Source organism: Pleomorphochaeta caudata (assembly GCF_055395745.1).
In genome coordinates this window covers 2,544,686-2,563,797 of sequence record NZ_AP042458.1, presented here as the reverse complement: position 1 = coordinate 2,563,797, position 19,112 = coordinate 2,544,686, and the positions used below count along the sequence as shown (strand labels likewise).

19 protein-coding genes and 1 tRNA gene are annotated in these 19,112 nt (G+C 27.0%); 10 read left to right on the top strand and 10 right to left on the bottom strand.

All coding sequences use genetic code 11. From position 1 onward, the window contains the following. Window position 1: 1 nt before the first annotated feature. Both ACZ5RS_RS11820 and ACZ5RS_RS11815 read left to right on the top strand, forming a co-directional pair. Complete coding sequence (locus ACZ5RS_RS11820) at window positions 2–1,549, top strand: acyl-CoA carboxylase subunit beta (protein ID WP_464635685.1); 1,548 nt, start codon at window positions 2–4, stop codon at window positions 1,547–1,549. Between the two features lie 7 nt (window positions 1,550–1,556). Then, window positions 1,557–2,954, top strand: coding sequence for an amidohydrolase family protein (locus ACZ5RS_RS11815; RefSeq protein ID WP_464635683.1), 1,398 nt, complete (start codon window positions 1,557–1,559; stop codon window positions 2,952–2,954). On the opposite strand, the gene ACZ5RS_RS11810 is transcribed toward ACZ5RS_RS11815, so the two are convergent. From ACZ5RS_RS11810 to ACZ5RS_RS11775, 8 genes are all read right to left on the bottom strand, one after another. Next, complete coding sequence (locus ACZ5RS_RS11810) at window positions 2,917–4,995, bottom strand: ABC transporter permease (RefSeq protein WP_464635681.1); 2,079 nt, start codon at window positions 4,993–4,995, stop codon at window positions 2,917–2,919. The genes ACZ5RS_RS11815 and ACZ5RS_RS11810 overlap by 38 nt on opposite strands. After that, entirely contained in the window at window positions 4,968–6,332 is a 1,365-nt protein-coding gene (locus ACZ5RS_RS11805) for a hypothetical protein (protein ID WP_464635679.1), read from the bottom strand. The genes ACZ5RS_RS11810 and ACZ5RS_RS11805 overlap by 28 nt, the downstream gene beginning before the upstream one ends. Continuing rightward, complete coding sequence (locus ACZ5RS_RS11800; protein ID WP_464635677.1) at window positions 6,329–7,600, bottom strand: sugar ABC transporter substrate-binding protein; 1,272 nt, start codon at window positions 7,598–7,600, stop codon at window positions 6,329–6,331. Before ACZ5RS_RS11800 ends, ACZ5RS_RS11805 begins: the two co-directional genes overlap by 4 nt. A 345-nt stretch (window positions 7,601–7,945) precedes the next feature. Continuing rightward, entirely contained in the window at window positions 7,946–8,890 is a 945-nt protein-coding gene (locus ACZ5RS_RS11795; RefSeq protein WP_464635675.1) for a bile acid:sodium symporter, read from the bottom strand. A gap of 109 nt (window positions 8,891–8,999) precedes the next feature. Then, complete coding sequence (locus ACZ5RS_RS11790; RefSeq protein WP_464635673.1) at window positions 9,000–10,364, bottom strand: MATE family efflux transporter; 1,365 nt, start codon at window positions 10,362–10,364, stop codon at window positions 9,000–9,002. Window positions 10,365–10,541: 177 nt separating this feature from the next. Next, entirely contained in the window at window positions 10,542–10,940 is a 399-nt protein-coding gene (locus ACZ5RS_RS11785) for a YccF domain-containing protein (protein WP_464635671.1), read from the bottom strand. Between the two features lie 158 nt (window positions 10,941–11,098). Next, entirely contained in the window at window positions 11,099–12,625 is a 1,527-nt protein-coding gene (locus tag ACZ5RS_RS11780; RefSeq protein WP_464635669.1) for a monomeric [FeFe] hydrogenase, read from the bottom strand. Next, window positions 12,622–12,909 carry an NAD(P)H-dependent oxidoreductase subunit E gene (locus ACZ5RS_RS11775; protein WP_464635667.1) on the bottom strand — a complete coding sequence of 96 codons (288 nt, stop codon included), beginning with the start codon at window positions 12,907–12,909 and terminating at the stop codon, window positions 12,622–12,624. Before ACZ5RS_RS11775 ends, ACZ5RS_RS11780 begins: the two co-directional genes overlap by 4 nt. A 240-nt stretch (window positions 12,910–13,149) precedes the next feature. Between ACZ5RS_RS11775 and ACZ5RS_RS11770 the strand changes: the two genes are divergently transcribed. Genes ACZ5RS_RS11770 through ACZ5RS_RS11750 form a run of 5 tightly spaced genes read left to right on the top strand, consistent with a single transcriptional unit; the run spans window position 13,150 to window position 14,726 of the window. Further along, window positions 13,150–13,449, top strand: a complete 300-nt coding sequence (locus tag ACZ5RS_RS11770; protein WP_464635665.1) for a metal-sensitive transcriptional regulator — start codon at window positions 13,150–13,152, stop codon at window positions 13,447–13,449. Window positions 13,450–13,462: 13 nt separating this feature from the next. Then, on the top strand, window positions 13,463–13,663 hold the full coding sequence (locus tag ACZ5RS_RS11765; protein ID WP_464635663.1) for a heavy-metal-associated domain-containing protein: 201 nt from the start codon (window positions 13,463–13,465) through the stop codon (window positions 13,661–13,663). 17 nt (window positions 13,664–13,680) lie between these two features. Next, window positions 13,681–13,830: an LDCC motif putative metal-binding protein gene (locus ACZ5RS_RS11760; RefSeq protein WP_464635661.1), complete on the top strand. Its 150-nt coding sequence runs from the start codon at window positions 13,681–13,683 to the stop codon at window positions 13,828–13,830. 18 nt (window positions 13,831–13,848) lie between these two features. Then, entirely contained in the window at window positions 13,849–14,097 is a 249-nt protein-coding gene (locus tag ACZ5RS_RS11755; protein ID WP_464635659.1) for an SHOCT domain-containing protein, read from the top strand. Further along, on the top strand, window positions 14,097–14,726 hold the full coding sequence (locus ACZ5RS_RS11750) for a hypothetical protein (protein ID WP_464635657.1): 630 nt from the start codon (window positions 14,097–14,099) through the stop codon (window positions 14,724–14,726). Before ACZ5RS_RS11755 ends, ACZ5RS_RS11750 begins: the two co-directional genes overlap by 1 nt. A gap of 182 nt (window positions 14,727–14,908) precedes the next feature. Here ACZ5RS_RS11750 and ACZ5RS_RS11745 read toward each other — a convergent pair. Both ACZ5RS_RS11745 and ACZ5RS_RS11740 read right to left on the bottom strand, forming a co-directional pair. Further along, window positions 14,909–14,992, bottom strand: a tRNA-Leu gene (locus tag ACZ5RS_RS11745). Window positions 14,993–15,066: 74 nt separating this feature from the next. Next, window positions 15,067–16,131: a tetratricopeptide repeat protein gene (locus tag ACZ5RS_RS11740; RefSeq protein ID WP_464635655.1), complete on the bottom strand. Its 1,065-nt coding sequence runs from the start codon at window positions 16,129–16,131 to the stop codon at window positions 15,067–15,069. Between the two features lie 153 nt (window positions 16,132–16,284). Here ACZ5RS_RS11740 and ACZ5RS_RS11735 point away from each other — a divergent pair, with 153 nt between their 5' ends. From ACZ5RS_RS11735 to cls, 3 genes are all read left to right on the top strand, one after another. Then, a complete protein-coding gene (locus tag ACZ5RS_RS11735; RefSeq protein ID WP_464635653.1) occupies window positions 16,285–16,872 on the top strand; it encodes an epoxyqueuosine reductase QueH in 588 nt (195 codons plus the stop codon). Window positions 16,873–16,958: 86 nt separating this feature from the next. After that, the gene (locus ACZ5RS_RS11730; protein ID WP_464635651.1) at window positions 16,959–17,498 is read left to right on the top strand and encodes a hypothetical protein; all 540 of its coding nucleotides are present in this window, start codon (window positions 16,959–16,961) and stop codon (window positions 17,496–17,498) included. A 64-nt stretch (window positions 17,499–17,562) separates the two neighbouring features. After that, complete coding sequence (gene cls, locus ACZ5RS_RS11725; RefSeq protein WP_464635649.1) at window positions 17,563–19,095, top strand: cardiolipin synthase; 1,533 nt, start codon at window positions 17,563–17,565, stop codon at window positions 19,093–19,095. Window positions 19,096–19,112 lie beyond the last annotated feature (17 nt).

Below are 19,112 nucleotides of genomic sequence, written 5' to 3'. Positions count from 1 at the left end.
AATGGTAGAACAAAGTAAATATGATGTTTTTTTACAAAAAAACAAAATCGCCGAATTAGGTGGTGGAATAAAAAAAATAGAAAAGCAACATCAAAAAGGTAAATATACAGCTAGAGAAAGAATCGAAATGCTTTTAGATAATGATTCATTTCAAGAATTTGATAAGTTTGTTTTACATGATTGTCATGAATTCTCTATGGATGAGAATACATACTATGGTGATGGTGTTGTTACAGGTGTTGGAGAAATTAATGGAAAACCTATTTGTGTTTATGCTCAAGATTTTACTGTAATAGGTGGTTCTTTATCAAAAATGCAAGCTGCAAAGATTTGTAAGATTATGGATCTTGCTATTAATAATTTGATGCCAATAATTGGAATTAATGATTCAGGTGGTGCAAGAATTCAAGAGGGGATTGATTCATTAGCAGGTTATGGAGAAATATTTCATAGAAATGTTAAGGCCTCTGGGTTAATCCCTCAAATATCAATTATATTAGGACCTTGTGCAGGAGGTGCTGTATATTCTCCAGCAATACAAGATTTTATAATAATGAATAAAACAAATAGTTTTATGTTTGTAACAGGTCCGAAAGTTGTAAAAGATGTTATTCATGAAGATGTATCTATTGAAGATTTAGGCGGTGCAAAAGTTCATTCACAAAAAAGCGGGGTAGCTCACCTAGTAAGTGAAAATGAGGAGCAAGCACTTCTATATGCAAAAAAACTAATTGAATTTTTACCATCTAATTGTCAAAGTTTTGCTCCTTGTTATGCAAAATTTGATGAAATCAATGAAGCAAAAAGCATGAAAGAAATTTTGCCAAAAAATAATACAACTCCATATGATATGAATAACATAATAAATAATTTTTTAGATAAAGAGTCCTTCTTTGAAATCTTTAAAGATTATGGTAAAAGTTCAATTGTTGGTTTTGGTTATTTAGAAGGCCAAAGTGTAGGTATTGTTGCAAATCAACCTAATTATTTAGCTGGGGTCTTAGATATAAATGCATCAAATAAAATATCAAGATTTGTTAGAACTTGTGATGCTTATAATATTCCTATAATTACTTTTGAAGACGTTCCAGGATTTATGCCAGGCTCTATTCAAGAACATGGTGGAATAATTAGACATGGAGCAAAAGTTTTATATGCATATTCCGAAGCAACAGTTCCAAAAATAACATTCATAATTCGTAAAGCTTATGGTGGTGCATATATAGTAATGAATTCTAGACATTTAGGTGCAGATTATGTTGGTGCTTGGCCAAATGCAGAAATTGCAGTGATGGGGTCATCTGGAGCAGCAAAAATAATATTTAGTAAAGAAGCTTTAGAAAAAAAGAATCCAGAAAAATTCTTAAAAGAAAGAGAAGAGACATATATTGAATCATTTTTGAACCCTTATAGGGCTGCACAAAAATTGTATATTGATGAAATCATTGATCCAGATGAAACCAGAAATAAAGCAATAAAAATGATTAAAATATTGAAAAAGAAAAATAGAAATATTTTTGAGAAAAAACATGGAAATATTCCATTATAGGTAAATTATGAATTTATTAATCAAAAATGCGAAAACTTTATTAGATAATCATTTTGAAATTACTGATGTAAGAGTTGAAAATGAAAAAATTGTTGAGATAGGTAAAAATCTTATTCATAAAAAAGAAGAGAAAATAATTGACTGCTTGAATGAGTATTATTTATTACCAGGTTTTATTGATTCTCATACGCATTTTGGGTTAGGTAGTGGCATCGATGCCACTGCTGATGATTTTTATAATAGTTCTAAATTAGCAGCAAGTAGCGGAATTACAACCTTTATAGATTTCTCTGATCAAGTGGAGGGAAAAACTTTGTATCAGGGAGCTCAAGATAGAATAAATGAAGCTAAAGATGCTGCAATTGATTATACTTTACATCAAGGTTTTTATTCGATGATGGATGATGTTAAATCACAATTATTAGAATTAAAAGCAAAAGGTATTAATACTTTGAAAGTTTTTACTACCTATAAAAAATATGGCGTATATTTAGATTCTTGTGAATATGAAAAATTATTTAAACTTTGTAAAGAATTGAATATTATGATTTGTTGCCATTGTGAAGATGATCAAGTAATAAGCGAAATTGAAAAAAATTGTGATTGTGATTTAAGTGAGTATTATTCTCATTCAATATTACGAGCTTCTAAAGCTGAATCTAGTGCTATTAATAATATATTAAGTGCTGCTAAAAAATTTGATTTGCCAATTTATATCGTTCATGTATCCTCTAAAGCTGGTTTAGAAGAAATCCAAAAATATAGAAAAGAAATGATTGTAATAGCAGAAACTACAAATCATTATTTACTATTAGATAATTCTTATCTAAAAAGAGAAGATGGTTATAGATATTTAATGACACCTCCTTTAAGAGAGATAAGTGATAATAGGATATTACAAAAAGCTTTAAAAAAGAATTTTTTTGATATTGTTGCATCAGATCATTGTAGTTATTTAGATACTCAAAAGAATTGTTACTCTGATATAAGAGATATTCCATCAGGAATACCTGGAAGTCAAGAATTACCTTTAATCTTATCAGGTATAATTGGAAAAAGTGATAATTCATTAATAAAGTTAAGTAAATTAGTTTCTCAAAACCCCGCAAAGATATTTGGACTTTTTCCTCAAAAAGGTTCAATAAGAGTCGGTTCAGATGGAGATTTTGTCATATTGAGAAAGCAAGAGAAAAAATTTAGTTCTTCTGATATTTTATCAAAAACAAATTTTTCTGCTTTTGTTGATAGTGATATTAATATAATGCCCATCTATACAATTCTAAGAGGCAATATCATCTTTGATAATGGTGTTTTTAGACTAGAGAAAGGGGATGGGAAGTTTGTTAAAACTCATAATTCTTCAATCTTTAATCTTGAATATCCTGCAGAAAACTATATTCACTAAACTTTTCAATAATAGTGATTATTATAATTAGTATTAGACAGTTTATAATCGCACCGGCTGCGAACAGATTCCAGTGAGGAAATCCTGAGGATAAATTCCCAATTAAAGAATATAGTTTTACACTTATTGTAAATTTAGCTTCTTGATTTAAGAAAAGCAAAGGAGCAATAAACCCATTCCAAGAAGATAAAAATGTTAAAAGTACATTGGATAAAATTATTGGGAGGGATAATGGAAATAGAATATATTTAAAATATTGAAATGTAGTTATACCCTCAAGTTGAGCTGTTTCTCTTAATGAATTAGGAAATTTCTCTAAGAATGCTAAGGTTGTAAAAAGGCCAATAGGAATAGCATGGTTTAGATAAATTAAAATTAAAGGGATATAGGTTTGTGCTAAGTTAATTTTTGTGAAAATTATATATAAAGGTATTAGTGAATGCATTCCACCATAAATACCAATTATTTGAATAAAAGTTAATATTGAATAGGTAGTTTTGCTACTTTTTTGTTTTAACCAAAATGCTGCTGGCATAATGATAAAAGGAACAATCAAAGAAGTTGTTGTAGATAAAATTAAACTGTTTTTGATATATAGAAAATAATTTTCTTTTAAAATTATGTTTTTAAAATTGTCTAAAGTTTGAAAATTAGGGACTAAGGAATCAATATAAATTGATCCAACTTTTGAAAAACTTAATTTAATTAGTAAATATAAAACAATAAAAGAAGAAGTTATTAATAATAATTCAAAGGTATAAGTTATTATTGAAAAAGTATTATTAACAAAAGTTGTTGATATATGACTTTTTGAAATTTTATTAATCCATCTATTATTAAAAGAGATTTTTAAGAAAGTATTTTTTTTCTGGATTTGAGTTATCAATATTATTAATGCGATAAAGAATGCAAAATCAAAACCTAATAAAATTCCATTTTTCATTAAATTATTAATAAAATAAAAAAATTCTATTATTAGTACTATTGCATATATTTGAACACCCTTTTGATATTTTCTTATATTATTGAAAGTCTTATTAGTTAAGAATAATGAGAAAATGTATCCTAAAGAAAAAAGGATTCCAATATATTTGTTTATTATTATTTGAGTTATTAAAATTAAAAAGGAAGATATTATTGTGTTATTCTGTTTTGATTTAGTTATCAGCCATAATAACATTAATAAAGCAATTATAAAGATAAACATTATAGAGTAGGCTGAAGTAATACCGTAATTTGAGGTTGAATTAAAAATATCATAAATTAAAATATCTAATGTTGTGGTTACTCCAATAATAAAATGATCAGTAATCCCTTTTACTAATGGAGGCCCTCCAACACTAACCATATATGGGACATTAAAATCTTTAAAAAATTTTATTGAATTAAGTACAACTAGAGTTAAAGTAGTATTCTTAATTATTGGTAGAATAATTTTAAATAAAATTTGGCAATTATTTGCGCCATCAATTTTTGCTGATAAAAGCATTTCTTTTGAAATCTTTCTTATTGAGGATGCAAAGAAAATTACATTTGTTGGAAGAGTTAACCAACAGTTAATAAATAAAGTTACTAGAAAAGTTTTTATTGGATCCTTAAGTAAATTTATTTCAATACCTGTAAGTTTATAAAAAAGAGAAATACCACTATCTCCATGGAAAAATAATCGCCAAATTGGAACTGATATATAAATTGGAATGGCAAAAGGAATACATATCGCAAAAATTAATAAAAATTTATGTTTTTTATTAATTAATTTCCAGGCGATCATTAATCCAATAGAGATAGAGATTATTACATTTAAAATTGCCCACAATGCACTTATATTAAATGAGTATAAAAACCCTTTGTCACTCAAAATATATTTATAATTTTCTAAGCCAATAAAGTACTTAGTTGAATAAACATCGTGGAAAAATGACGTATATAATGCTTGTATAAATGGAGCAATTCCTACAACAGTAATAATAACTATTGTAGGAAAAGCTAGTAAATTTTTATTTAAATTTTGTTTTATTGAAGTATGAATTTGCTTATGCACTTAATATTCTTTATTCCTTGAGGGACTAAAGTAGCATCTTTATCCCAAACTAAAACTAATGGGAATTCTGATATATCTAATTCAGAACCATCTCCATAGAACATTGCAACAATAACATCTTTATTATTCTCAATCTCAGATCTATTTAATGTAATTTTAAAACCATCTGTTGCTTCAATAGTAACTGTTTTGTAATTTGGATATCTTAAGAAGAAATCATACAATGGTAATCCTAAATATTGGACTATACTATCATTCTTTTTATTATAAAAATTTATTTTACTTTTATTTGCAGATACTCCACTTTGTAAAGTTTGTCTATCCATAGTCTCTACATTATTACCATCTTCAATAGATATACTAAAATCATTAAACTCACCTGTATCAATGGTTATCTTTTGAACCATTCTAGCAGAGCAATGACCATCAATAAGAGGGTTTTGTGGGCCAACCTTTACTAATCTAATATAGCCTGGATCTTCAGCCATAAATTCTCCATCTTGTTTTATTGCAAGTAGCCAGAATCCGTCATTTTGATCAAGTATTTGTTCCCCGCTATAATCCATTTCATAACCATCCATAGCTTTTATAGTTAGGATATTATCTTTTGTAATAGTTGTATATTGTGATAAGAAATCAACAAGTTTTATTCCCGCCCAAGTATATTGGAATGTATTACCATAAGAATTAATATATTGACCAGGGCCTTCATAATAGAATTCGCTATTTAATAATTCATTGATAGTAAAGGATTCTTTAATATTCCCAATTTCAATTTCAAAAGTAAAATCATTTTCTTCAAGATTTACTTGAGAAACTTTAGCCTCAATTTTTGATAAGTTTTTAATTCTTATTGAGGAAGAAATATTTCCTACAATAGATGGCATTATAGTTTCACCATTTTTTTCAGTTGCAAGATAAATATCATTTAAATTTATTTCTTGAGTATTAAATCCAGCTGAATAGCCATCCTCTGCTTCAAGTGTAATTTCGTATCCAGAATCCCACAATCCTTGATTAATTAAATCAGGATTTGCATCATCAATCATCCCTATGATTTTTGCAAAGCTAATTACTTTATATGAATTTGAAACACCTTTAGATTCAAAATCCATAATTTTGAAATCTTCACTATTATTATCCTCCCAATCTAATAAACTAGATTGATATAGTTCTACTTCTCTTGCTCCAACTAAGTTAATTTTCCATCCAGTTCCTTTTTCTGAAGCAGAAGAAACTGAATCAGTTTCAATTGAGCTTGAATTTGTAGTTTTACAGCTAAAGATCATAAACAGTGATGAAATTATTAATACAATAAACAATAGTTTTCTTTTCATTTTTCTTCTCCGATTTCTTTTTTATTATTAATCAAAAGTTGTTCTCCTTTTTCTATAACTTCATTTACAGTTAATTGATCAGTAAAAACAAACCTTAATAGTTTCCATAAAATATTTTTATAAGTTTGATAATTTTCATTGTTTGGGATTAGTTGAAATGCTTCTTTGTTTTTTAGTATTTTTTTGTAGTAAGAATTAGTTTCTTCAAATTCTTTTTCTACAGTTTCATTTGCACTTAATTTAAATTGAGATAAACAGAATTGTTTTTGTATTTTATAGCTCATTAAATATTGCAATAATCTATAACTTAATATTGTATTATGAGAGCCTCTAGGTATAACAAACACTTTGCTATCAATTAAAGGTTTTAATCTTTGATTAGTAATGTCATTAATAGGTAATGGAGCTACTTCATAATCAATACCTAATTGGTCAAAATAGGGGATTGAATAACTAGCAGAAAGTATTGCCGCGGCTTTTTTATTTATGAAATATGAAAGCATTGCGTTTTTTTCTAATGGTTTAAAATATGGTTTTTCATTTAATTCTTTTATATAAGAAATAGCATCATATGTAGGTTGATTATTTATTGACAAATCATTATCGAAATCTATTGAATTATTAATATTAAAAGAATAAATGAAGGGAAGTAGCCAATATAGGGAATAACTATTCCAAGTTAGTGGGACCTCAACTTTATTTTTTATTTTATTAGCTTCGTATTCTAAATTAGATAAAGATAAATTATCATATTTATCTAAATCAATTAAATTAGGGTTATAAAATAATAGTTGCACATCATAGTAAAAAGGGGATGCATAATATTTACCATTAAAGGATAATTTATTCATTATGGTAGAATTGACATCATTAAATAGATATTTAGGTAAAGTCTGTATTGTATTATCATTATATAAGTCAATAAGATTGGAATCTGCAACTAAAACTAAATCTGGGGGAGTAGTTTTTGATTTATTAACAGTTTTTAATCTAGAAGCTGTATTAGTCGCATTTATAATATTTATTTTTATATTATTATTATTTCCCCAATCGGTTATTATTTCTTTAAGTAAATCAGTTCCTTCCCAGCCAATCCAGACTTCCAAATTTGTGCTTTCAATTTTTTCGCCACTAATGTTTATAGCTTTAATATTATTAAATTCTTTATTATTGATTGTTAAACTATTTTTGTTTAAATAAATTGTATTAAAATCTTCTATATCAATTTCTTGTAATTGAGTGGTGTTTTCTAAATTATTATAGGTCACTGAAATTTCCCAAACATCATAAAGAGGAGGGTAAATATTATATAAGAATTCCGAGGAATAATAACTTTTTAAGTTTTCATTGTTTAAATTTATATCAATAGCAAAAAGTTTAAAAATTGATAAACAAGCGATAATAAATAAACAAAATATTTTTTTCTTATTAGATCCCATAAAATATATTTAATGCAAATATTATGCCAAAAGTTTTAAAAAGTTATTTTATTTTAGTATAAGGAATTAAAATACATATTTTAAATAAAATTATAGTATAATTTTCAGATTGAAAAAAGTCTTAATTTTGTTTTTATAAATGAAAATGAAATATGTTTAAAATATAAATAATAATTATAATTTTATAGCTTTTTTATTTAAAAAATCTGCTACAAATGGAACTATTATTAATGAGAAAATATAGTAAGTTAAAAACATTAAAATTATATTTGTAGATATTTGAGGACTATTTGGGTAATACATTAGTACAAGTGGAATTCCTAAACCCATTGTCTTATTTGAACCAACAAATAGCATTGCAATTTTTTCTTTGTGATTAAAATTAAAAACATTTGCCATAATTTGAGTTGCTAATAATTGTAAGATGCCAAAGATTATACAAATACCTATCAGAGGTAATCCGTCAATAATAATTGATTTAAAATCACCCATAGCTACAACTTGTGCTATTGATAAATAAATCAAAGGGAAAATCCCATTAGATATTACTTTTTTAGAAACTCTTGTTAATTTTGTATCATAAAGATATTTATTCAGTATTTGACCAATAATAAATGGAGTTAAAACTTGTAACAATAATTTTTTAAATACTATAGAAAAAGAGGTTGCTTGAGACGAATTTGTACTTAATACGAATAATAGAATTATTGGAGTAATTATAACTCCAATAATTTGAGCAAGCATAGAATTACATAATGCAAGTATATCATCCCCTTCATATTTACTAGTTAGAAAAATACAGGAAGTCATAGTAGTAGGAACGGATCCAATAAATAATAATCCAATTAGGTTGGTTGATTTATAGAATTTAGATATTATTATAAACAATAAAAGTGCAATTAATGGTGCAATTATAAATATTGTAATTTGAATTATTATAGTAGTTTTTATTTTTTTAAGCGAATTCTTAATTGAAGAATAATTTTCTGAACTTCCTAAAGAGAAATACATAAAAGCAATAAATGCTGGTACAATATATCCTTGTTGGTATAGAAAACTACCTGGCCCTGGAAATGCTATAGAAATTATTAAAGTAATTATTAATAGTAATAGAAACATATATAATATTATCCTTTTTTATACTCTAGCATTTTTTATTTAGATATAACAAGTTGATTATTTTGATAAGATATAATTGATGTATTTCTCTTTTCGTATGATTTTAAATTCAATTTTTCATAGGAGCTACTTTATATCTGTAAATCTTCTTTAATAAAAAGGTTGCAATAATAGCTGCGCCCCCCTCGGCTATTACGAAAGCCCACCAAATGTTGTTTATTTGAGTTATTTTGGTAAGTAAATATAAAATTGGGAGTAATAAAATAATTACTCTCATTGCAGAAATTATTAAACTATAAACGCCATTGCCTAATCCTTGGTAAAACCCTTGTGAAATTAAGGTATAAGATACAAATATATAGCTTAAACTTATAATTCTTATTTGTGGTATTCCAATTGATAACATTTGATTAGAAGCTTTAAAAAGGTTAAAAATGTTTGCTGCAAATATGTGAAAAAGAATTGTTCCTAAAATTAAGATAGTCCCAGAATAAATATATCCATATTTCAATATTTGATTTATTCGATGCTTTTTTTGAGCTCCATAATTAAAAGCAGTTAAAACAATGATTCCATTATTAATTCCAAATGCAGGCATAAATACAAAGTTTTGAACCTTTAAATAAATTCCAAATGTTGCAACAGCTGTTGTTGAAATCCCGATAATAATATTATTAACCCCAAAAGCCATTAGTGAATTTAAAGTTTGCATAATGATGGCAGGACCACCTACAATATATATTTCTTTTATCATTTGTAAATTAGGTTTGAAATGTTTTACTTTAAATTGAATATCATGATTTTTCTTATGATTTAATAATATTGCAATTATCATTGCAACAATTTGACCGATAACAGTTGCAATAGCAGCGCCACTAACTCCCATTTTTGGTAATCCAAAATATCCAAAAATTAGTATTGGGTCCAATACTATGTTTATAATAGATCCAGTCAATTGTGATAACATAGATAAAGTCATTAATCCTGATGATTGAAGTATTTTTTGAAATGTAATTTGACCAATAGAACCAAATGAAAAAATCATACAAATTGATAAATATTGGACTCCGAGTTTTAGTATTTCTTCATTATTTGTTTGTACAGAATAAAATTTTCTAGTGAAAAACACTCCAAAAATAAAAAATATAAAATAGGTAATTAAAAATAGAAATATACTATTAATTGCAATATCATTTGCTTTTTTATGTTCTTTTTGTCCAAGAAATTTTGATAAGGCGGCATTAATTCCAACCCCTGTTCCTACTGATATGGATATAGCTAGAAGCTGAATTGGAAAGGCTAGGGAGATTGCAGTTAGAGCATTTTCACTAACACGTGCAATAAATAAGCTATCAATAATATTATAGAAAGCTTCAAATATCATAGATAACATTAAGGGTAATGACATTTTTAATAAGATTGATGGAATAGGCTGAGTTTCCATCTTGTTTAATGATTGTACATTAGATTTCATTTTAAGGATTTCCTTTCAACATATATATGCCATGAAAATCAACTGGGATTACGTGATTTTCACAACTCGTTGAAATTGTCCAAAAATTATTATGTACATGGCACAATATTTTTTTAAATTTTGTTAAGTTAATTTATAAATTTTTGAGAAAAAAAGTCAAGCAAGAGATAATAAAAATTATCTCTCAACTACTCTTGCTCCAATTGGAAATAATAAGAATTGTCCCATTTTTATATATAATATACCTACTGGAATTCCTACTATTGTTAAACAGGACAAAACACCATATACAAAATATACTATGGTTAATATTATGCCTATTGGGAACCAAATAATATTTACAATTAAATGGAATAATTTTTTAATTCCTGAAACATTTTCTGGGCCTTTTAATTGTGTTTCTCTAATAATAATTTTTCCAAATGGAACCATTGATAATTTTCCAAATTCAAAACAGGCTCTACCGATAGGTATTCCAACAATTGTGATATAGAAAAATAATCCAATTATATACCAGGTTATTCCTAATGCAAATCCTCCGAGTATAAACCATATAACATTAATTAAAGTTATCATTTTATTCCTTTTTTTTAGGTGAAAAGTTAAAGTTTTTTTAACTTACGTAGGTGAAATTATTAATTATATTAATAATTTCATATATAAAACTATAATATATAATAACTATATATCAAGAGGGATATATGAAGATTAATATATTTAAATTTAAAAAAGTATTAGTCGTTTGATTCAATTTGTGGTAATTTAACCTTGGAACTCTCAGCAAATTTTGTTACTTGTCTTGCAACTTGTCTTGGAGAAGCCATAGTACCTGGGCCTCCAATACAACCTCCCGGGCATGCCATTCCTTCAACCAAATCTGGAGTATATTCTCCTTTTTGTATACTTTTCAACATTGATAGACAATCTCTTAATGTATCTGCTTTGTTATAAGAAATATCTTTTATGTCAAATTTTTCTTCAGCCGCTTGAATTATTGCATTTGCAACACCACCTGCATTTGCATACCCACGGCCAAGTGGACTTGCATCATTAATTGGAATTTCTCCTTTTAAACTATTTAGGTCAATATTATATGCTACAAATAGAGCAGCTAATTCTTCAAAAGTAATAACATGATCTATATATCCTGCAACATCGCTTGTTAATGCTTCATGTTTTTTTGCAACACAAGGACCAATAAATACTACTTTTGCATTCATATCATTTTCTCTAATCTTTCTTGCCGTTTCTACCATTGGCGTATAACTATCTGATATATTCTCAGCTAAATCTGGATATGCATTATGGGCTGCCATAACCCAAGAAGGGCAGCAAGAAGTTCCTAAAAACCCTTTTTCTTTTTCCATATATTTTTTAGCTAAGATTACTGTATCAAAATCAGCTCCATAAGCGACTTCCATTACTTTATCAAAACCTAATTTGCTTATTCCTTCAAATATTGCTTCAGGAGTAATTTTATTTCCAAATTGACCAATAAAGGCTGGAGCAACAATTGCATATAATTTTCTAGTTTTGCCATTTTTTCTTTCCTGTAGGCTATGAACAAGTTGTACAATTTCTGATTTATCTGATATTGCTGCAAAAGGGCATGATACAATACATAATCCACAACTAACACAAGTGTCTTGATTAATCCTAGCAAAACCGTCTTCATCAGAATCAATTGCATTAACTCCACATGCTTCAGCGCAAGGTCTAACCATTCTAGTGATAACAGAATAAGGACAGGCTTGGACACATTTCATGCATTTTATACATTTATCTTGATCAATAACCGCTTTCCCATCTGGAAAAGATATCGCATCACGAGGGCAAACAATAGAACAGGGATGTGCCATACAGGATTGGCATCTATCTGTTACAATTACTAAATCTTCAGGGCATTTTTCACATGCGGCATGGATTACATTAACTAAAGGAGTATCGATTATTTTTTTACTAGTGAAGGCTTTTTCTATTCCACTTGATATTGGAACATGCTCTTTTTCTTCAATGAGTGGAAGTCCAAAAGCAAGTCTAATTCTTTGTTTTGTTATTGAAAGTTCACGGTATGAACAACAACGATATTGGGGTTTACCCATTTCAATAATATTATAAGGCAATTCTTCAATATCTTTTGGAGATTTATCATCTAATATAAATCGAGCAACTTCCATTAATAAACGTCTTCTAATATCAGTTACTGGAGTATATATTCCCCTCATTCTTTCAAATACTCTCTTTACTCCATAATTGTTCATGTTTCTATCCTTGTTCCTTTTTCAATTAGTTTATAAATTTCATCAAGTATTTTTTCAGGATGTGCCTGTGTATAACATTTATCATTTATCATAACTATAGGGGATCTTCTTGAATGGTCACATAATTCATTTTCACAAGGCATTTCAGTAATTGTACATTTGTTTTTTATACCTTCTTCTGTTTGAAGTGTTTCTAAAAGTTGAGAAGCTCCACGAAACATGCAGTTTGTTCCAACACAAACTTTTACTTCAATAATATGCTTTGCTCTAGATTTTTTTTCCATTTTATTTCCTTTTTCTATGGTATATGAGAATTATAAACCTACTATTTTTAGAAAGAAAGGGTGAGGCCTGAGTTTTTTTTCTATAAAAATTTTAAATAAAATGTTTAAATATTTTATAAAATCATATAATTTTGAAAGAAAATATATATAAAAATAAAAATTTATTAAAACAAATAAACATATTATTGACAATTTGTATAATATGATTTAGTTTGAATATAGGATAGGGGGGTATACTATATGCATTGTGAATCAGATAACACTAGAAAGGCTCATCACTCATATGAAACTAAGGATAAGATGGTGAAGCGAATGAACAGAATAGAAGGCCAGATTAGAGGCATCACTAAAATGATAGAAAATGATGTTTATTGTGATGATATTTTACATCAGTTTATGAGTGTTGAATCTGCAATAAATGGGGTTAGGATGCTCTTATTAGAAGCACATATGAAAAGTTGTGTTGTTAACCAAATCCAGAGTGGTGAAATTGAAGTTGTAGATGAACTTCTACAAACAATTAAAAAAATGACTAAGTAAGGAGTTATATTTTATGGTAATCAAAGTTGATGGTATGAGTTGTAATCATTGTAAAATGAGAGTTGAGAAAGTAGTAAAAAATATAGAGTTTGTTGAAGACGCTTCTGTTTCTTTGGAAAATAAAGAAGTTTCTATAACATTTAAACCTGGTAAAGAAGGGGATGTTAACCTAATTAAAGCTGCAATAAGTGATGCTGGTTATGACCCACAATAGTTGTTGAGGAATGAAAAATGAAACATATTTTTAAGAAAATAAAAGTTAGATGGTTAGCTTATTTAGATAAATTAGCAAAAGCTAATGAAGAGACTTATGGTTCACAACGTTTAGATTGTTGTGATTTAAATAGTAAACAAAAATTGCATAGTAATTATAAAAGTTAATTATGCAAAGGAGATTAAATGATGTATTCATTTTTTAGATCTTGTCCATTTTTTAATTTTCCATATGGAGGAATAATTATGATGATATTTTTTATAGTTTTGATTGGGATAGTATTGTATTTAATTTTTAGAAATAATGGGAAATCTGAATCTCATTCAAGAGATGAACTTAATGAAGATCCAATTGAAATTTTAAAACAGAGATATGCAAAAGGATTGATTACCAAAGAAGAATTTTTAAGAATGAAAGAGGAATTAAAGAAATAATGAATAAAAAAATAAAATTTCTAATCATCTTAATTGTAATAGCTATTATCACAAATATTAGTGTTTTTGCATCTCAAGAGCATGGTAGAAGTTTAGATATGATTGTTCAGGATATTTTGCAAGAAACGCAAGCTGATAATATTTCTAATATTCCTATTTCTCAAGTATCTCCAATTTTATTAGAGGAATTAGGAGATGTTGTAATGGATGAACTTATAAGTAATTCTTGGCATCATGAGAGAATGGATGAAATGTTAGGTGGTGAAGGTTCTTTTGAATTGGCACAGTATCATAGAGATTTAGGTAAACAGTATATATTACTTGGTGGCGATTTGAATAATTTTAGAACAAGACAAAATTATTTTGGATTCCATCACTCAATGATGATGTCATATTTCCCTGCACAATGGAATTCTTATTATAATAGATTAGGTAATTATTGGTATTTGGGTATAACAATTATTTTAGTATTATTAGTTGTTATAATTTTAATTTTAAATAAAAAACACTATATAAGCCCAAAATATCAAGAAAAAAATTTAGCTTTGTCATTGCTAAAAGTTAGATTAGCAAGGGGTGAAATAACATTATCTGATTATAAAGATATAATTAATACAATTAATTCTTGAGTTTTAAAAAATTATTTTTTGTGAATTTATAAAATTTTTGAATTTCCAATGATAATAATTTTTGATAATATTTATATTTGTAGACTTTTATTTCGAAAAAAAATCACCTAAATAGGTGACTTATAATAGTAGATATAAAAGTCTCGTTTTATTTAACGAACTTAATAAATTTTTAATTTGATTACCGGCGATCGGACTTGAACCGATACAGAGTTGCCCCCAATAGATTTTGAGTCTATCGTGTCTACCAATTTCACCACGCCGGCGCACAAGTTGAAATTTACCATAAGTAATTTATTTATTCAATATATAATTTAAAATAAATATTATAATAGTTTTATTATTTATGTTCTTCTTCCCACTTTAAATCTTCCTCAGTTAACTCTGTATTTGGAAGAGCTTCATCAACTTCTGCTTCAATTATTTCTTGATTATCTTTTTCTTCTTCTTCAATAGTTTCAACAATTGGTTCTTTCTTAAAAGGTTTTTCTAAATATTTTTCTGCTTCTTCGTCGCTTAATGTTTTATAAATTTCACCTTTTGCAACTTCACAAATACTATTGTTAATGCAAGCAACATAATATGAACTCTTATCCGAATTTAAATTGTTAATCATTTGAGTTATTAATTCTTGTTTGAAAAAAATTGTATTTGTCCAAGTTTTCTTTGAAGCTTCAGTTAAGCATTCAATAGCTTTTTCAACATTATTATAATGCAAGAATACTTGAGCTGCATGAACATATGGATCTGGGAATCTTGGTTTTCTCTCTAGTACATCTAAATAAATTTTATATGCTTCTTCCCATTTTTCTTTGAGGATTAAATACCAACCATGATTATCTGCAATTCCACTGCTTGTTTTTTCTTCTTCTTTTGCTTCATGTATTAGTCTACTTGCTTTATTTAAATCCCCTTTATATAAAACATATGTACCTAAATTAATCATTAGGTTTTTATCATTATAACCTTCTGCCTTAACATCTTCTAAGATTTTAATAGCATTATCAATTTCGTTATTTAGTTGATAAACCATGCTTTTTTGTATTTTTGCTCTTTTAACTAAATCTTTATCTTTAGATTTATCAATTATAGAATCTAATATTTTTCCCCCAAAAGTAAAATCATCTTTTTGAATTAAAATACTAGCCATTGTAATTTTATATTTATCAATTAAGTTTGCATTATAAGCTTTTCTATAATATTGCCAGGTTTTTTCTTTATTTTCTGTTTTTTTACTCATGTAATTTCTATTTCCCATAATGAAATAAAAAAGAGACCTATTTACATATATTATTACAAAAGAAATTAAAATAATTCCTATAACTTTTAGAAAGCTAGGTATTGGAAGGAAGCCTAGAACAAAACATAAAATAATTGCGCCTAAAGCTCCATATTTGCTTTTCATGATATTTCTCCTAAAAAATATTTAATCAATAATACTATTATAACAAAAAATAACAAATAAACAAATATAAGATAAAATATTTACGTCTAATATGAGTTGTTTCCTTTAATATTTCTTTATATAATCAATACTAGAATGGTAAAGGATAAAGTTATGAATGATAAATCAATTGATGATAAAAAAATATTATTACATTGTTGTTGTGCACCTTGTAGTACTACTTGTGTTGAAAGATTAATTGATGAAGGCTATGAAATTGTTTTATGGTTTTCTAATGATAATATTTATCCAGAAAGTGAATATGATAAACGATTTGATAACTTGTTAAAACTTGCACAAATTCATAATTTAGAAGTGATAAAAGATGATTATGATCATCAAGCTTGGTTAGAGGTTGTAAAAGGTTTCGAAAATGAAAGGGAAGGGGCAAAGCGTTGCGGGTATTGTTTTGATTATAATTTAAACTTAGCTGCAAAAAAAGCAAAAGAACTTGGTATAAAGCATTTTACAACAACATTAACAGTTAGTAGATATAAAAACAGTGAACGAATTTTTTCCATTGGAAATAAATATGAAGGTTTTGAAGAAAAGAACTTTAAAAAGAAGAATGGATATGCTAGAAGTATAGAGCTAAGTAAAAAGTTTGATTTATATAGACAACACTATTGTGGATGTGAATTTTCACATAGAGATGCGCTTAAATACCAAAAAGAGCATCAAAAAATAGATAAAAAAGATTAATTTGTAAAAAAATTAAAAAAATGGTAAAATATTACAAAAATAGCCTCTATTTTATTGAGGATTGAATTTGTTTAAGGAGACACTTGATGGACAAAGAAACTTTTTTCCAAATACTACCTGAATTTCAAAAAGAAGGACCAGTTAATGTTGTTAAATTATCACAACGAATGAATTTGGGAATATATTGCTCTCCAATGTTGAACCCTGCTATTACGGGTAAATTGATTCGCGTTAAAAGTGAAGAAACAAAAAAGTTTGATAAAGGATGTGGTTGGTATTTATTAATGAATAGAGATAGGCCTGCTGGGGTGGTTAAGGAAAGTATTGCTTATCTTATTGCTAAATATATTTTGACTGACTTAACAGATATAAATCTTTTATCAGATAGTGTAAGATTTAGAACTAAAGCAATTTTAGATAGTGATTTAGAAAAAGAAATTAATAAGTTAGCTTTAGAGATAATTTTACCAAATCAATTAATACAAAAAGAAATTGAAAATGGAAGCTACATTCATGAACTTCCTTCTATTTTTAAAGTTGATCCAAGTACTTTATCAGCTAAATTTGGTTATACTGTTTATCCTATTGATTTCTGGGTAAATGCAAGTGAAGAGCAAGAGTTGTAATTTGAATTCTTATAATTGATGACTGTGATTTAACTTAAACAGTCATTTTAAAATGGATGTTGAGTTGAAAAAATTTATTAAAATTATTACAAGTAGATTGTTTTTTTCAGCAATCTTAATTGTTGCACAGTTAGCAGTTATAATTTTATTGTTTTCTAGAGTAACTAATAATGCATTATTAACCCAGATTATGGTTTTTATATCATTTTTATTTGCTTTGTGGGTTATTTTTAATAAACATGAACCAGAATATGCTATTGGTTGGCTATTAGTAATAATGGTTTTTCCTGTGTATGGGGTTTTGTTATATTTAATTTTTGGTAAAAAAACTCTTAGCTTTTTTAGTAAGAAGCGTCTTAATAAATTTGTTAGAAGTTTTACTCGTGCCCAATTAATTAATAATGAAACAAAAAAACAAACTATTGGTAATTTATATGAATATGATAGAGATTTAGTTAGACAATCAAAATATATTTCTAGATCAGCATTTAGTTCTCCTTGGCAAAAAACTGAAGCTAAATATTATCCGCTAGGTGATGATTTTTTACCAGATTTTTTAGAAGAGCTCGAAAAAGCTGAAAAATTTATCTTTTTAGAATTTTTTATCATTTCTTTGGGAGAAATGTGGTCTCAAGTATTAGAAGTTTTGAAAAAGAAAAAAGATGAAGGTGTTGATATTAGAATCCTTTATGATGATTTTGGTTGTATTGGTGGTCTTCCTGGTAATTATGCAAAGCAATTAAGGGAAATGGGATTTAAAGCTAGAGTATTTAATCCTGTAAAACCTCATATAAATAGTAGAATGAACTATCGGGATCATAGAAAAATTTGTGTAATTGATGGGAATGTAGCCTTTACTGGCGGTGTTAATTTAGCTGATGAATATATTAATAGAGATATTAGATTCGGACATTGGAAGGATAATGCAATAAGAATTAAAGGTCTTGCAGTCTGGGATTTTTCTGTTCTATTTTTATCAATGTGGGATGTTACTGATGGTAGTGATGATAATTTATTAGATTATGCTCCAACATATGAGGCTAAGGATGATGGCTTTGTTCAACCTTATGGAGATAATCCTTTAGATGATGTAGCGATGGCTGAAACAGTATATCTGCAAATAATTAATATGGCTAAAAATTATGTTTGGATTACAACTCCATATTTAGTAATTACCCGCAATATGGTAAATGCCTTATCAATCGCTGCTCAAAGTGGTGTTGATGTACGTTTAATTGTTCCAAAAATTCCAGATAAGATTTATGTGCATGAAGTTTCTAAATCATTTTATGTTGATTTAATTAGTGCTGGGGTTAAAATATATGAATATACTCCAGGCTTTATTCACTGTAAGATGTTTTTAAGTGATGATAAAGTTGCAATAATTGGTACTGTAAATATGGATTATAGGTCTTTTTATTTGCATTTCGAATGTGGTGTTGCTTTTTTTGGAGCTTCAATAATTAATGATGTTAAACAAGATATGGAAAATTTGTTTAATATTAGTGAACGAATAGATTATAATAAAGCAACATCAATTAATATATTTAGAAGATTTTATAGAGTTATTTTGAGATTATTCTCCCCAATTTTATAAAATAAAAAGAGGTAGAT

What these genes read in the sequence shown, in the direction of transcription:
- ACZ5RS_RS11820 (WP_464635685.1), top strand. Translation starts at nt 2, where the DNA reads ATGGTAGAACAAAGTAAATATGATGTTTTTTTACAAAAAAACAAAATC.
- ACZ5RS_RS11815 (WP_464635683.1), top strand. Translation starts at nt 1,557, where the DNA reads ATGAATTTATTAATCAAAAATGCGAAAACTTTATTAGATAATCATTTT.
- ACZ5RS_RS11805 (WP_464635679.1), bottom strand. Translation starts at nt 6,332, where the DNA reads ATGAAAAGAAAACTATTGTTTATTGTATTAATAATTTCATCACTGTTT.
- ACZ5RS_RS11795 (WP_464635675.1), bottom strand. Translation starts at nt 8,890, where the DNA reads ATGTTTCTATTACTATTAATAATTACTTTAATAATTTCTATAGCATTT.
- ACZ5RS_RS11790 (WP_464635673.1), bottom strand. Translation starts at nt 10,364, where the DNA reads ATGAAATCTAATGTACAATCATTAAACAAGATGGAAACTCAGCCTATT.
- ACZ5RS_RS11785 (WP_464635671.1), bottom strand. Translation starts at nt 10,940, where the DNA reads ATGATAACTTTAATTAATGTTATATGGTTTATACTCGGAGGATTTGCA.
- ACZ5RS_RS11780 (WP_464635669.1), bottom strand. Translation starts at nt 12,625, where the DNA reads ATGAACAATTATGGAGTAAAGAGAGTATTTGAAAGAATGAGGGGAATA.
- ACZ5RS_RS11775 (WP_464635667.1), bottom strand. Translation starts at nt 12,909, where the DNA reads ATGGAAAAAAAATCTAGAGCAAAGCATATTATTGAAGTAAAAGTTTGT.
- ACZ5RS_RS11770 (WP_464635665.1), top strand. Translation starts at nt 13,150, where the DNA reads ATGCATTGTGAATCAGATAACACTAGAAAGGCTCATCACTCATATGAA.
- ACZ5RS_RS11765 (WP_464635663.1), top strand. Translation starts at nt 13,463, where the DNA reads ATGGTAATCAAAGTTGATGGTATGAGTTGTAATCATTGTAAAATGAGA.
- ACZ5RS_RS11760 (WP_464635661.1), top strand. Translation starts at nt 13,681, where the DNA reads ATGAAACATATTTTTAAGAAAATAAAAGTTAGATGGTTAGCTTATTTA.
- ACZ5RS_RS11755 (WP_464635659.1), top strand. Translation starts at nt 13,849, where the DNA reads ATGATGTATTCATTTTTTAGATCTTGTCCATTTTTTAATTTTCCATAT.
- ACZ5RS_RS11750 (WP_464635657.1), top strand. Translation starts at nt 14,097, where the DNA reads ATGAATAAAAAAATAAAATTTCTAATCATCTTAATTGTAATAGCTATT.
- ACZ5RS_RS11740 (WP_464635655.1), bottom strand. Translation starts at nt 16,131, where the DNA reads ATGAAAAGCAAATATGGAGCTTTAGGCGCAATTATTTTATGTTTTGTT.
- ACZ5RS_RS11735 (WP_464635653.1), top strand. Translation starts at nt 16,285, where the DNA reads ATGAATGATAAATCAATTGATGATAAAAAAATATTATTACATTGTTGT.
- ACZ5RS_RS11730 (WP_464635651.1), top strand. Translation starts at nt 16,959, where the DNA reads ATGGACAAAGAAACTTTTTTCCAAATACTACCTGAATTTCAAAAAGAA.